This is a genomic window from Streptomyces sp. NPDC044002, assembly GCF_056434525.1.
Genome location: NZ_JBWKEZ010000001.1, coordinates 300,162 through 314,643, shown reverse-complemented (window position 1 = coordinate 314,643; position 14,482 = coordinate 300,162). Strand labels below are relative to the sequence as shown.

7 protein-coding genes are annotated in these 14,482 nt (G+C 68.6%); 2 read left to right on the top strand and 5 right to left on the bottom strand.

The genetic code is table 11. The features are described 5' to 3' along the window. Nucleotides 1-185: 185 nt before the first annotated feature. Nucleotides 186-2,327, top strand: coding sequence for a UvrD-helicase domain-containing protein (locus AC07A6_RS01390; protein WP_478775597.1), 2,142 nt, complete (start codon nucleotides 186-188; stop codon nucleotides 2,325-2,327). Between the two features lie 3 nt (nucleotides 2,328-2,330). Here the strand turns inward: AC07A6_RS01390 and AC07A6_RS01385 are convergent, their stop codons facing one another. Both AC07A6_RS01385 and AC07A6_RS01380 read right to left on the bottom strand, forming a co-directional pair. Next, on the bottom strand, nucleotides 2,331-4,016 hold the full coding sequence (locus tag AC07A6_RS01385) for an N-6 DNA methylase (RefSeq protein WP_478775596.1): 1,686 nt from the start codon (nucleotides 4,014-4,016) through the stop codon (nucleotides 2,331-2,333). A 217-nt stretch (nucleotides 4,017-4,233) separates the two neighbouring features. Further along, nucleotides 4,234-6,996, bottom strand: a complete 2,763-nt coding sequence (locus tag AC07A6_RS01380; protein ID WP_478775595.1) for a CHAT domain-containing protein — start codon at nucleotides 6,994-6,996, stop codon at nucleotides 4,234-4,236. Nucleotides 6,997-7,231: 235 nt separating this feature from the next. Here AC07A6_RS01380 and AC07A6_RS01375 point away from each other — a divergent pair, with 235 nt between their 5' ends. Next, nucleotides 7,232-7,993: a DUF6338 family protein gene (locus AC07A6_RS01375; protein ID WP_362464766.1), complete on the top strand. Its 762-nt coding sequence runs from the start codon at nucleotides 7,232-7,234 to the stop codon at nucleotides 7,991-7,993. A 200-nt stretch (nucleotides 7,994-8,193) separates the two neighbouring features. On the opposite strand, the gene AC07A6_RS01370 is transcribed toward AC07A6_RS01375, so the two are convergent. The 3 genes from AC07A6_RS01370 to AC07A6_RS01360 all read right to left on the bottom strand — a co-directional run bounded on the left by AC07A6_RS01370 (nucleotide 8,194) and on the right by AC07A6_RS01360 (nucleotide 14,217). Then, nucleotides 8,194-10,326 (bottom strand): UvrD-helicase domain-containing protein, encoded by a 2,133-nt coding sequence (locus tag AC07A6_RS01370; RefSeq protein ID WP_478775594.1) that lies wholly within the window; start codon nucleotides 10,324-10,326, stop codon nucleotides 8,194-8,196. Nucleotides 10,327-10,398: 72 nt separating this feature from the next. Beyond that, nucleotides 10,399-12,561 (bottom strand): AIPR family protein, encoded by a 2,163-nt coding sequence (locus AC07A6_RS01365; RefSeq protein WP_478775593.1) that lies wholly within the window; start codon nucleotides 12,559-12,561, stop codon nucleotides 10,399-10,401. Nucleotides 12,562-12,639: 78 nt separating this feature from the next. Further along, nucleotides 12,640-14,217 carry a serine/threonine-protein kinase gene (locus AC07A6_RS01360; RefSeq protein ID WP_478775592.1) on the bottom strand — a complete coding sequence of 526 codons (1,578 nt, stop codon included), beginning with the start codon at nucleotides 14,215-14,217 and terminating at the stop codon, nucleotides 12,640-12,642. Nucleotides 14,218-14,482 lie beyond the last annotated feature (265 nt).

Here is a 14,482-nt window from a genome sequence, read left to right as displayed (position 1 = left end):
GACAATGTCAACACGCAAACGACCAGTCAGCTCCCCTCACTGCTGTGTACACCTCCACACCCGCCAAAGCCCCCCGCAACCGCCGCCGCCAGCTGCACCGATCCCCGCATACAGGCGCTGACCTGCCCGTATGATCAGCGTCGGAGTGCCGTCGGAGTGCCGTTCCAGGGTGGGGAGTTCACGTCGTGCCGCAGCTCGCGTTCGCCAACAGCTTCTGGGAGAGCTACGACGTCCTGGAGAGGCCGCTCAAAGCCGGCGTGCGCAAGGCGATGGAGAAGTTCCAGAAGCTGACCGTCGCCGAGCTCTACGCCGACAAGGGCCTGCACCTGGAGTCCGTGGACAAGGCGCGCGACCCCCGGATGCGGACGATCCGCGTCAACGACTTCTGGCGGGGCGTGGTCCTCTCCCCCGACGACGGCAGCGACGTCTTCCTCCTGGTCAACGTGGTCCCGCACGACGACGCGTACACCTGGGCGGCCAAGCGGCTGTACACGACGAACAAGGCGACGCGGGCGCTGGAGGTCCGTGACGTCGTCGCGATCGAACAGCTCACCCCGACCATGGAGAAGGCCGCCGCCCAGGCCCCCGCCCTCCTCTTCGGCCGGTATTCCGACACCGTCCTGCGCGACCTCGGCATCGACGACCAGGTCCTGCGGGCGGTGCGCACCGTCATCGACAAGCCGCAGCTGGAGGCGTTCGGGACGCTGCTGCCCGAGGACCAGTTCGAGGCGCTCCAGTTCCTCGCGGAGGGGTTCACCCCCGAGGAGGTCTACCGGGACGTCGTCGCGATCCGGCGGCCGGCCGGCGCCGCACCCGGTCCGGACCCGACCCTGGCCGCGGCGATCGCCAACACCACGAGCCGCATCACGCTGGTGACCAGCGCGGACGAGCTGACGGAGATCCTGAACAAGCCGTTCGCCGCCTGGCGGGTGTTCCTGCACCCCTCACAGCGCCGGGTCGCCTACCGGGCCTCGTACGGCGGACCGGTGCAGGTGACCGGCGGACCGGGCACCGGCAAGACCGTCGTGGCGCTGCACCGCGTCAAACACCTGCTGTCGCTCGCTCCCGGCACCCGGATCCTGCTCACCACGTACACGAACGCCCTGGCCCAGTCGCTCCGGGAGAGCCTGTCCCTGCTGCTCGACGGGGACGAGGGGCTGCTGGACCGGGTGGACGTGACCACCGTGAACGCCTTCGCCCACCGGACCGTGGCGGAAGGCGGCACCCGGGTGCCGTCCCCCCTGGGCGACCGGGAGGAGCGGCAGATCTGGCAGCGGGTGTTGAAGAAGCTGCAACTCCCCTGGTCGGAGCAGTTCCTCGCGCAGGAGTACCGGCACGTGGTCCTGGCGCAGGACATCCGCGACCTCGACACCTACCGGACCGCCCTGCGCCGGGGCCGGGGGAACGCCCTGTCCACCGCGCGGCGGGAGCAGTTGTGGCCCGCCGTCGAACTCTTCGAGTCGATCCTGGCCGGCCAGGGCTCCGTCACCCACCTCCAGGTGTGCGCACGGGCCGCCCGGCTGCTCGCCGGGGCGGCGCCGGCCTACGACCACGTCGTCGTCGACGAGGCCCAGGACCTCCACCCGGCCCAGTGGCGGGTGCTGCGCGGCGCGGTCGCCCCCGGCAGCGACGACCTGTTCATCACCGGGGACCCCCACCAGCGGATCTACGACACGAAGGTGTCCCTCGGCTCCCTGGGCATCTCGGTGACCGGGCGCACGACCCGCCTGCGCCTCAACTACCGCAGCACGGAGGAGATCCTGACCTGGTCGACCGGCGTCATGTCCCCGGTGTCGGTCGAAGACCTGGGCGGCGCGGGCCCGGACAGCCTCGCCGGCTACCGCTCCGTCCTGCACGGACGCCGGCCCGGCCTGGAAGGGCACGGTTCCGAGCCGGCCGAGGTCGCGGCGCTGGTGGACCGGGTGCGGGAGTGGATCGCCCAGGGCGTGAAGCCGTCCGAGATAGGCGTCTGCGCCCGCTTCAACCTCCTCCTGGACAAGGTCTACGAGCGTCTGGCGGCGGAAGGGATCCCGGTGGTCCGGGTACGGAACAATCCGGGCCCGGCGGAGGACGGGGTGCGCCTGGCGACCATGCACGCGATGAAGGGGCTCGAATTCCGCTGCGTGGCGGTCCTCGGGGTGACGGCGGGGAGCCTGCCGTTCGGGCGCGAGGTCACGCCCGCCTCGATCGACGCCCTCCAGCACGAATCGGACCTGCTGCGGGAGCGGTGCCTGCTGTTCGTCGCCTGCACCCGGGCCCGTGAGGCGCTGCACGTCTCCTGGTCGGGACTCCCGAGCGGCTTCCTCCCCGGGACCGCCGCCCACTGACCCTCAGCCGTCCTCGCCCTCGCCCTCACCCTCGCCCTCAGAGGGCGCGAGCGCCCCGTTCCCCAGCCCGTCACGGGCCAGCTCCGCCGCCCGGCGCCCGAGCTCCGCGACCTCCCGCACGCACTGCTCGAACTCCTGCACGGCGTTGAAGGCCCGTCCGTATCGGCGCTGCGCGGCGATGTCCATCTTCGGAACCCTGCCGCCGCGGCCGTCGAAACGGTAGGTGCCGGTGGCGCTGGTGGAACGCCGGGTGTTCGCGGCATTGTGCAAGAAGCCGCGGAGGTAGTCGGTGTCCAGCTGGTCGCTGACCGAGGCCGGCTCGGAGTCCCCGAACTCGACGAGACCGGCCCGCGCGAGTTCGGAGACGCTCACCGTCGAAGCCTCCAGACTGCCTGCCCCCGCACCCTCGGCGAGGGCGGGCAGTAGTCCGGCGAGCCGGTCGAGCTGCCCCTCCAGCCGGGCCCGCAGGGCGGCGTACTCGGCGAGATGGTCACGGTGGGAGGCCATGGCGTACCTCCCAGGCGTCAGATCAACAGCATCATCCAGCAGGTCCACGAGAGGAACATCGGCCACCTGGTGCGGGGCGGGATCCAGCGGCCCGTCCGGCTCGTTCCCGGTCAGGTCCACCAGCCGCACGGCGGTAGCCGCGTCACGCACATCCCGGGGCCGGGTCAACTCCCACACATGCACGGGCAGCGCGTGCGAGGCCGCGACCCCGGCAGGCAGGGCGACGACCCGCGTGAGCACGCCCCGGCGCACGATCTCCGCCCGGATCCGCCGGCCCGCCTTGCGGTAGGCGACCGAGGCGGGCATGACCACGAGGACCCGCCCGCCCGGAGCGGTGTGCGCGTACGCGTGCTGCAGCCAGGCCAACTCCCCCTCCGCCTTCGGCGGCGTACCGAACTCCCACCGCGCATCGAGCAGCAGGCTCTCACGGCCCCATTCGGTGACGCCGACGGGCGGATCGCACACCACCAGATCGGCCCGCACGTCGGACCACTGGTCGGCACACAGCGAGTCCCCCTCCACGACGGCCACGCCCCCCTGCCCCCCGAACTCGGCACGCAACTGGGCCAGCCGCGCACTGTGCGGCTCCCGCTCCTGCCCGAAACGTTTCACCCCGTGGCGGGGCCCGACGGAGAGCAACAGCGTCCCGATGCCACAGGCAGGATCCAGCACCGTACTCCCCTCGGCGAGGGGCGGAGCCAGATGCCGAAGCGCGCGGACGATCCGCTCGGAGGTGACCCGGTCGGCCCCGGACCGCCCGCCGGACTCGGCGACCCGAAAGGCCAGCGCCTCAACGACCTCGCCGGCGGCCCCGTCCCGCGCAAGCCCCTCGGCAAGCCGCCCGGCCTCCCCGGGCAGCCCGCCGGAAGCACCCTCCCCCCCGGCCAGCCACCGCGCGACATCCGCGACCCCCGCGACGACGTCTTCCCCATAGGCGGCCCGCACCGCCTGCCAGAGCCTCACCTCATCGGAGACGCCCTGTCCCTTGCTCTGACTCTCCAGCCACTGCTGCACCTCACCGAAGGCAAAGAGCGGACTGTTCACACCGCCCCCGACAGGAGCGGGAAAGTCCTCGTACCGCCGCCGCCAATTGGAAACAGCCGCCCGCGTCACACCAGCGAGCCGGGCGATCTCAGACCCGGAAACCAGCTGCTCCGGCGACCCACCGTCCACGTCAGCCATGCCGTCAGCGTACACGAAGGCCCACCACAGCCGCCCCGCCCAACACGTTGACAACGTACACGCACCAACGGTGACGCCGAGGCCTGACGAGGCGATCGTCCCGGCGCGGGACGAGTTGACGCCTGGCAGGTCGTTTCACGAGGCGCGACGCTCATCGAACGGTGGCAGTGGTGCCCGATCGTCGAGCATCGCCACGCCTACGCCCCGGAGCACTGACTCAGACAACTCCTGTGATCTTGAATGCGGCCCAGAACAGCGGGTTCTCGTCGGCCTGTTGCTCCATGTGGCTTCGCCAGTCCGCAGAGATCGCCTGAACGGCAAATTCCGCGGCGAACACCGGACCTGCCTCCGCGGGCACTCGCCACCATCGTTCCCGTAGGTAACGGACAGTGCAGGCATATGCGGTGTGGGAGTCAGCACCGACGCTGAGATGCGCGTGGAGCACGGTAGAGAACACGACACCCTGCAGGTCAGTGATATCCCACAGGGTGGAGATGACCGCCTTTGCACCGCGGGCGAGAAATGCGGACTCGATGCTGCGCAAGGTCTGCACAGTACGACCGGTGCCTTCATGCGTGCCCGTTCGACAAGCGTTCAGGACGACCAGGTCGACACTGGAGAAGACTCCGTCAGCGAGAACCCGGCTGGAAGTGAGCATGGCCGCACCGAGTGAATCGCCGTGCAGAGCGAGTCCGGCAGCCCACCGATTCGGGTGTGTGAGGCCATGTGCCGCGACATGAACGATCCGGGCCATGGACATCATGTGCAGAGCGCGGTCCGGGGTCGCCTCCTCTCGCGTGAGGACTTCCACGCTGTCGTGGAGGCCGGCGATCGCGTCGGCTTCGCATAGCGGCCCGCTGATCAGCCCGAGGCCTGGGAGGTGACCACCACCGTGTGCCACTACCAGGACATCGACCACGGCCGCGTATCGCTGGGACCTCTCGATGGCGGACACAAGTCGAGCCGTAGGAGCGTAGACGACTTGCTCGAAGGCGTTGATCAAGGTGGAGGTGCGGGTGCTGTCGAGAGGAGCTGCATGCAGGGGCAGTAGCTCCAGCGGAGCTGTGGGGCTGAGCACTAACCGACTGAATTCATGCGGTGAGGCCATCTCGATGATGGCTTGCGCCAGCCCAGCGCACTGGGCGAGCAACTGGTTCAGATAGTTGTGCCATCCACGTCGAGAGTGATCCGGTGCTTGCCGCGTCCATTCATCAACCGCGCGTGCGATAGGCCGCAGGGGGAAGTCTTCACACGACACCAGGTCGAAGGACGAGCGGCCCGCACGGGACCGACACACCGCGAGCTGGAGGATGCCATACCGGTCGATGAAGTGGACGAACGCTGTTTGCTCATCCACCGAGGGTTTGACGGAGTGGTGACTCCATCGCGCCATTCCGCTGCCTCGCTCTGTGGCCGCCCGAAGGAGTTCAAGAGCGCGATGCCTGGCCTCGGCAGCAGCCTTCAGCTCCGCGTCTTCATCCGACGGGCTTTCTCCGTCGAGCAGGCTGGCGGCATGCCGTGAGCGTACCCAGGCGAGGTGGCGTGCGGAGGCCATAAAGGATTCGTATTCAGCGGCGTCGGGCTCAAGGGTGAGCTCATCATGGATGTCCTCACCCTTCGCGGTTTCACAGAGCTGGAAGGCAACCTCCGCGGCCTGATCGTGCCCGTCTAGGGCGATCCTTTGCCTAATCGTGTGCGTCTCGTCCCCGACCAGCCGACGGAGAGCTGCGATCGCAGCCTCCTTCGCCCGGGCGCACAGCTCTTCGGGCAGACCGAGCCGCATGCTGCCCACGGCCCTGAGTTCACCGTCGCCGACAAGCTGGACGATGCAGAGGCGGGCGTAACCGACGGTCGCGAGATGCAGCAGCTCCCAAGCGTGCTCCACCCAGGAGAGGGAGTAGGTGTACGGAGCCCGGAACGGAGGGTCGGGGTCGGCCGGGCTAGTGGGAAACTCGAACCACAGCCTCAGACCGTCGCCATACTCCTCGACTCCGAACCCGTAGCGCGTTGACGGTTCCATCAACGCCCGCACGGCCGCCAGAAGCGCATCCGTCTCCGCTGTGGCCAGCCAGACCGGGTGAGGACCTGCCTGTCCGTGGAAGAAGCGGGATCCGCACGTGATGACCTCCTCAGCGATCCAGCCAGGAACCGAGGAGCTACGGATGGCGGAATCCGGTCGCCACAACAAGGCGTCATCCGATCCCAGATCGGCTCGATGCAGGCCCCAGCCGGCCCGAAGGCACTCCTCCCCGTACCGTTCGTCCTCCGTTTTAGGCACGATCAGGTTCAGCTCATGAGCCGTCAGACGAGACATGGTCTGTCGCATCTGGGCATCCCACACGTCGAGGTCGGTGCGTAAGCCTGTCAGAAGCTCCGGCGAGAGAACCCTGCGATACACGGTCTCTTCCAGGTCAAGGCGGCGGAGCCAGCGCCTCGCCACCTCCGTGAGATCCGGCCTGTCAGCCAACCCCGGCCTGGTGCTCAGAAAAGCATCAGGAAGGGTGATCTTCATCAAGCCTCTGGTCGCGAGGACCTGCGTACACACCGTCGCCGTTCCGGTGGCGGACTCGTGCAACAGATCCGGGGGCAGAAACGCGAAGGGATCCTCCGCATTGCTCAGAACAGTGTTGACAACACGTTCGTCCTCAAGGCCCCACAGCGTCATGAGCTCGTCGCGGACCTTCTCAGGTGCGTGTGCCGACAGCCTGCGGCCCGCCCACAGATCGATCAGCAAGGCATGAAGTCCGCTTATGTCCCACCATCGCTCCCAGGGCACCCCAGCCCCGCGAACCGTGCGCAGGACGGGCATGACGAGGTCGCGAGCCACTACCGATCCGGTTGTCCCCGGGAGGACCAGGCCGGTCGATCGGAGCTGATCGCCGATTGCCTGCGGGGAGCTGCATGCGATGTCACCCGTCGCAATGCGGGTCAGGAGGGCGGCAAGGGTCAGTTGATCATCCGCGACCCACGCGGGGAACATGCCGGCAAGGCATGTCTCGGGTCTCAGCTTGCGGCAAACCCGGGCTGCGAGACCGTCAACCCACGTGGTGCGCATTCGAAGCAGATGGTCCCGCATCAGTCGTCCCGGCTTCCCCGACAGTGAGCAATCGCCACGCCATTATGGCCGCAGTGCCCGCAAGTCATCGCAGGTTCGAGGTGCTTCGGACCATGCGGGCACGAAGTTGGTGTAAGAGCTCTTCAGAAGGGCCACAACAATGTCGCACGCGCCTACCACGGTCACCCAGGTCGTGATCGTTCTCCTTCTGCTACTCCCCGGCGTGATCTACCAGTTCGTCCGCGAACGCACCCGCGGTCCGGTGCCGGGCCACAGGGACCTCGGGGAGCGCATACTCCGAGCCGTGACCGCGGGCATCGCCCTTGACACCCTTTATGTCATGTTCGCCGGCCCGTGGTTGGTGCACTTCGTCTACGATCGTCGCCGGGGATGGCTGACCGGCGCGGCCGACAACCCTCGTATCGCCGCTTTGACAGCGGCCAGCCTGTTGATCGTGGTACCGGCCGCTGCCGCCGGGCTCACCTCATGGCTGGGCTCGCGGGGAAGCCAATCCACCTACGATCCGATCCCCACCGCCTGGGACAAGGTTTTCCGGCGTCGGAGCCACTGCCTGGTACGCGCCCGCCTCAAGAGCGGTCACTGGGTGGGTGGATATTACGGGGAGAGGTCCTACACCTCCGGCTACCCGGAAGCCCCAGACATGTACCTGCAAACCACGTGGGCCTTGTCCAGCGCTGGTTCGTTCGAACGTCCGCTGCCGCGTTCCGGCGGCATCTATATTCGGATGGACGATGTGGAATTCCTCGACTTCGTCGAGGTATCGCCTGGAGCCGAAGAGGGAGACACAGCGGGTGACCGGAACACGAGCGCAGTTGGACCCCAACGGGAAGAGGGGGTATCGGCCCGTCGGGAGTCTGCCCGAACCGACGCAGGCTCCGCCGACACCGCCTCCGGTCACTGAGCCGGGCAGCGGCACCGGCAGCGGCACCGTCACGGCCGACGAAGAGTGACGTGATACGTCCATAGCCTTGCCTCAGCGCCAAGACCGCGGGCTGAGAGTCGGGGCGTAGCACTCTCTCGCCGGACACCGAAAGCGCACCCCGTCGTCAATGGAACGCCGAGGGCGGGGTCCTGGCGTCTGCCGCGAGCATCTGTCTCGGCTCACACTCCAGTCGGTGACAGGAAAGGACTGGGCTCCCCCGCCCAGGACACGTACAGGCCATCGCGGGCGCGGGTGCAGGCGACGAACAGCAGGCAACGTTCCGCCAGCAGGTCGGCCTCGTGCTGGAGGCGGTCGATGTCCACGGGCGTCACCGCCTTGGGGAATGGCACGGCGCCCTCGTGGACACCGACCACGGCGACACATCGATACTCCAAGCCCTTGAAAGAGTGCATGGTGCCCACGTTCACCGCGTCGGCCACCGTCGGCCGGTCCGCCCGCAGTCGCTGCGCGGGGATGCCGGCCGCCCACAGGCGCTCCGCCACCTGGTCGCAGGTCCGATTGAAGCGGGCGCTCACGCCGATGTCACCGGGTGCGATCCCCTCCTCCAGCCAACCGTGGACGCGCGCGACCAGCGCTGTCAGCTCCGCCTCCGGGGAACCGGCCGCGTGGATCTCGGGGCCGCTCCCGTGCAGGGCTGAGCGGTAGCCGAGCAGAGTTTCATGGCGGGCGTCGTCCTCAAGCTCCGCGAAGGGGCGTCCTACAAGGAGCGAGGTGGACCAGCTCAGAATCTCGTGTGTGGAACGGTAGTTCTTGCGCATCTTCGTCGACCGCCCCGCGACTTTGATGCCGACTGCCTTCAGGGAGACCTTGCTGTCGTAGATCCGCTGGTGCGGGTCGCCCGCGATGAACAGGTCATCCGGGCGCACAGGGGTGGCGGCGCGCAGGAGGCGCCACTGGGCGGGGTGCAGGTCCTGAGCCTCGTCGACGACGACGTGCCGATAGCACGGCCCGGTCCCCTCCAACAGGTCCGCGGCCTCGGTGCAAGTGCCCAGGTAGGTCCGCAGCCCGTCGGAAGCCAGCCGGGCGGTGAACTCCTCAATGGCGCCCCACACCGGCCGGCGAGCCGCCGCGGTCAGCGCGCTGCCCCGCCCTTTACGCTCGACGGCTTCGTACTGCTCGTATGTACGCAGGTTCTGGGCGAGGACGACGTGTCTGTACTCCTGGGCGAGGAACTGCGGGCTCCCGGTGAAGCCCGCAGCCCGGGCGGCCTGCTGCCAGCGTGCCGTCTCCTCTTCGGCACGCAGGGGCCGACGCGACGTGGACAGCACCCGCCCGGCGAAAGCGTCGACGGTCATGATGTCCACGTGTTCCCGTACTGTCACGTCGTCGACGAGCTCCGCGAGGCCCGCACGCAGGGCGGCCACCAGTGCGTTGGTGAAGGTGGTGAGCAGGATGCGGTCGCCGTCCCGCAGGTGGCCGAGCAGGTGTCGTACGCGGTGCAGGGCGACGACCGTCTTACCTGTGCCAGGACCTCCGGTGACCTGGGCAGGGCCGGAGTAGGAGGCCCGGTAGGCCACCTTGTGCTGGGACGGGTGCAGGAAGACCCGCCAGGCGGCGAAGGGCTTGTCGAGAATGTCCCTGAGCTCGTCCGTTCCGGTGACCAGGGCAATGCGGGTGCGGGTGCGCCGGATCGCGGCCTCGTAGTCGCCCGGGTTCACGGGCTCCGAGCTGTCGGCGCCGGCCAGGTTCACGGCAACCACCTCGCGCCACACGTCCTCCACGGTGAAGCCGGCGGCCAGGTACTCCAGAACCTCCCGCTGGTCCTGGGGGAAGAACGGCGCGAAGGCCTCCAGCTGCTCCGCACTGGTCAGGACCCGGGTCTGCCGCAGGGTCGTCCCGTCGACGCCGAGTGCCGCGAGGTCTCCGTCCGAGAACCGGGCGAAGAGCCGCCGCTCAGGGGCGGGGGCGATCCGCTCGTACGCGGGGGTGAGCTCCTCCAGGACGGCGATGTCGCGGATCTCGACGGCTCGGGTGACCGTGTTGATGCTCGCCTTCTGCTTGACGGCCCAGGCATTGGCCTCGTCGTGCGGCAACACGCGCAGCAGGACGTACGTATCCCCGCTGTCGGGGGCCAGTACAACCCCTCGGGTGCCGCGGTCGATCCGAATCGTCCGGATGTGCGGGTCTCGCGCGCCTTTGAGCGACTCCAGTTTCAGGCCGGGGTCCTTGAACAGCTGCTCCAGCGTGAGCCGTTCGAACTTCTCCCAGGCGTCGAAGACCCCCTTGCGGACCGTGCCCTGGAGTTTGGGCAGCTGGGAACAGAAGGCAATGTCGAAGGCGAGGCGGGGCATGAGTGGTCTCCTCCATCGGGCGCGGGAGAGGCACCGGGCCGGCCTTCCGGTCGGCGCCCCTCCCGGCTGTCGTCAGTCGCTCTCGCCGCTCGGCAGAGGTTCTTCGAGACCGCTGAGGACCCTCCAGGCCAGGTCGGCAAGAGTCTCGCCGGCGGAGGTGAGCCATCGAGCCGTGCCCTGGTTCGCCACCGGTCGCTGGTCCCACTCGGCCAGCTTCCACATGTGGGTGATCAATCCGGACGGCGAGTACTGCTTGCCGTCGGCCGCCCACAGCACAGGCCGGGACCGGTGTTTGACCCAGGTGGCACGCGAGCGCCGCTCGTCCACGGCCAGCCAGCCCGCAAGGGCCTCGGCCTCCATGGGGTAGGCGGTGGTCAGGGTGAGGGGGTCACCTTCTTCCAGTGCGCCCTGGTCGATGAGAACGTGTACGGCGTTCGGTCGGCGGGGTTTGCGCTGTGTAGGAATACGGCGGTACTTATCCCGTTCGACCGGGTCCGGCGCTGCGCCGCGGTCGAGTACCCGGTCGGCGATCTCGCGGCAGCGGACGACGTCCGCGCACACCGCGCGGATCTGTGACCGGTCGCCATAGAGTTCGTCGATCGTCGCGGCGACCGTGGGAAGCAGTTCCTTGATCAGGTCGGGCACCCGTGCCACAGCGGCAGCGGACCATTCGAGCCTGGGATCAGGCTCGTCGATCGCCTCGGTGTCCAGGCTCCGGAACGCAAGGTGCGCGAGCAGGTAGGGACCGTGCTCGATGAGTGCGGCGCCACGGCCTCCATAGCGCGGGCGCAGGGTGTGAAGCGCTCGTCGGACAGCTCGCAGGATCTGCACCCCGTTCCACAGCAGGTACGCCCCGGGCTGCGGCCGGAAGAGCACGTCATAGATGCCCTGGTTACCGCGCTCCCATAGGACGTCCAGCGTTGTGGCCATCCGGGCGGCGTACTGGCTGTCGGGATGGGCACAGGCGAGGGCACACGCGGCTTCGACGACCGAGCACCCCGTGTCCTCCGGCGGGTCCAGTTCACCCCGGCGAACGCTGTAGTCGAGCCCGAGCTCCGCGCGCATCTCTTCCAGGATGGCGGCCTGTACCGGGTCGAGCGCGATGAAGTCGCGCGGCTCCACCCGGTTCTGTCTATTCGTCGCCTGAGTGGTCCGCTTGGCAAAGTCCGCCGACTTGCCCGTGACGATGATCCGCACGGGCACCTGCGCGGAGGCTGCGCCTTCATCGGAGGCGACGGCATCGGCCACGGACCTGACCGTCTGGGCACCGTTCACGACGCTGGCGTTGTACAGCCTGAGCGTCAGCGGGTAGGTATGGGGGGTGCGCATCGACTGATACGTCTTCTCGACCGACTCGCAGAGCACGGTGATGCCGTTGTTGAAGTAGAGGAAGTGCGCGGGCTCATCGGTGAGGGTTTCGATCAGTTCGTTGTTGATCGAGGTCCTGCCCAGCGGGTTTCGAATATTGAGGTTAAAAAGGTGGGAGCCGTGCTCGGCCCACTCTGCGACGATCTCCGCCGCGACGACACCCTGATACGACTCGTAGGGCGCGTTGACCCCGAACCACGGAAAGAGAACGGTGTCGAGCTCTACGGGCTTGGGAGCCAGGTCCTTCCGCACCGAGGCCCACACGTCGGGAGCGAGGATGATCTCGTGGTCGAGGAGGTCACCAAAACGGTTGAACTCCTTTTCGCCGTTGATCAGAGCCTGCCGGAACCCCTCGATCACCTCGTCCGTGCGCATGAGTACGACGACCTGGGTGACGGGCACAGGCCCTCGCGACATGACGGCCTTGGCCTGTTCCGCGAGGCGGCGGCCACGCGGGTTGAAAGGCGCGAAGTCCTCATCGTCGATGAGCCTCAGCCCTGCCAGCAGTTCGAGAACGGCCTCGCGCTCGCTCTTGGCCTTGCCGTAATGGCTCCACTTCGCCTGAACGAGGTAGACGTGCGGGTCGGGTCCGTCCACCACCGCAATCGCGTCGATCCCCTGGTCTGCGATTCCGTCTATGACGGTGTCCGCCGCCTCCTGTGGGCTGAAGCCGGTGACCATCCGTACGGCCTGGGCCGTCAGCGCTCTCGACAACAGTCTTGGCTCGCGCTCCTGGGGCGACTTGTCTTCCAGGTCGCTGATGTGCAGGAGGCCGCCGTCCACGTACACGGTCCGAAGTGCCTGCTCCACCTGACGCACTTGAAGGGCCACGCCATCGCTGCCGTGTCCAGCCTTCTTCCCGCTCATGATCTCTCCTTCTCTGGTGACCGGGGACCGACCCGGCGACAAGGCCTCGGCGATTGACTGACGTACCTGGGGACGGGCTCAGGTCGCCCGGCCGTCAAGGTCCAGCCGTATGAGCGCCAGCGCCTCGGCGATCTCCGCTGTGAGCTCGTCCGCGGGCCCGTAGACGACGTTCAGGTCGCCGTGCAGCGGTTCGAGCACGAACAAGGCGTCGGCCGCGCGGCCCTGGGCGAGCAGCAGCATGCCGATGTCACGGCGCAGCTCCAGCGCTTCCTCACTGGCATCGCTGTCCACGGACCGGACAATGGCCAGCACTGATTCCAGTGCCGTGAGCGCCTCCGTCACCTGGCCGAGTTCGGCACGGCAGCGAGCGGCCTGGGCCCGGCAGGCGCGGGCCCGTTCGCTCGTGGGCCCCGCGATGCGCCCGTATGCGTCCGCGAGCGTGTTGAACTCCGGCAGGGCGGCACGGTAGTCCCCGCCCAGGAGCCGGATGGCCGCTCGCTGGGTGCGCAGTTCGAGCACCTGTCGATTGTCGGTGCCCAGGGCGAGGGCGGCCGGTTCGATGACCTCGCTCAGCACCTCCGCGGCCTGCGCGAACCGCTCTTCCTCCAGGAGGGCGTCGGAGTGTGCGTATGCCTCCTTGATGTCCGCCCTGAGTCCGTCCGGTACGGGGACGGGTGCAGGGGCCGGCTCCCCGGAGGGCGCCGGGGCGGTCACCTGCCGCGGGCGGGAGCGGGGCGCGTACGGGTGCCTGAACAGCCCGGTCGGGTCCGGCGCTCCGGCCGGACCGCTCTCACCGGGCGCCGGTTCCTGGCCGGCCTGTGGGAGGAAGGGCCGCAGCCGCTCGTACACCTCCTGAACGTCGGCGGGCCGCGCCTCGGGGGCCTTGCGGAGCAGGTGCAGGACGAGTTCCTCCAGGGCGGCCGGGACCTCGTCGCGCAACTGCCGGAGCGGGATGGGGGCTGCGCTGACGTGCTGGTACATGACCGCGAACTCACTGTCCGCCTGGAACAAGGCACGTCCGCAGAGCAGTTCGTGCAGAACGCATCCGAGTGCGTACAGGTCCGTTCGCGGCGTGACACGCCCGCCGCGGACCTGCTCGGGTGCCATGTACTGGGACGTCCCGATCGGGCTGCCTGTCGCGGTCAGCTTGGTCGCGTCAGTGCGCAGGATGGCCGCGATGCCGAAGTCCAGGACCTTCACGGTCCCGTCGCGCGCGACGAGGACGTTGCCCGGCTTGAGGTCTCGGTGGATCACCGGGACCTCGTGCGCGTGCGACAGCACGGTGGCCACCTGCGCTGCCACGGCCACGGCCCAGCTCACCGGCAGCGGCCGCGCCGGGTCCACGTAGGCGGACAGCGGGACGCCCTCGACCAGCTCCATGACGAGGAACAGTCGCTCGTGGGTGTCGTCGAGGACCGCGTCGTAGACCTGCGGCACGCCGGGATGCTGGATTCGGGCCGTGATCCGGGCCTCGCGCCGGAACCTCTTGGCCAGCTCGTCCGCCATCTGCGGTGAGGTAACGGCCTGGGGCCGGATGAGCTTCACTGCGACGGGCCGGTCGAGCACGGCGTCGTAACCGCGCCAGACGTCGCCCATGCCACCGTGGCTGAGCTCCTCCAGGAGTTCGTAACGTCCGGCGATCACCTGCTGCGGCACCGTGCCCCCGCCCCGTCGTGTTTCTGTCGCCGACGTGCGTACCGAGGTGGTGTCGGCCGGCCCGACATGTCGGGACCAGTGTGGTGGGGGTGGCGATCTTCCGTCCAGCGGAGGGCGGGAAGGTCTGTCACATATGGCCGAGAACCGCCCTTGCGTCCTGACTCTGCCGGTCCCCCTCGGCCCACACGATCTGAGACGGCGCGGGGGGGGGGGGGGGCAGGGGGGGGGGGGGGGGGGGGGGGGAGGGGGGGGGGGGGGGGGGGGG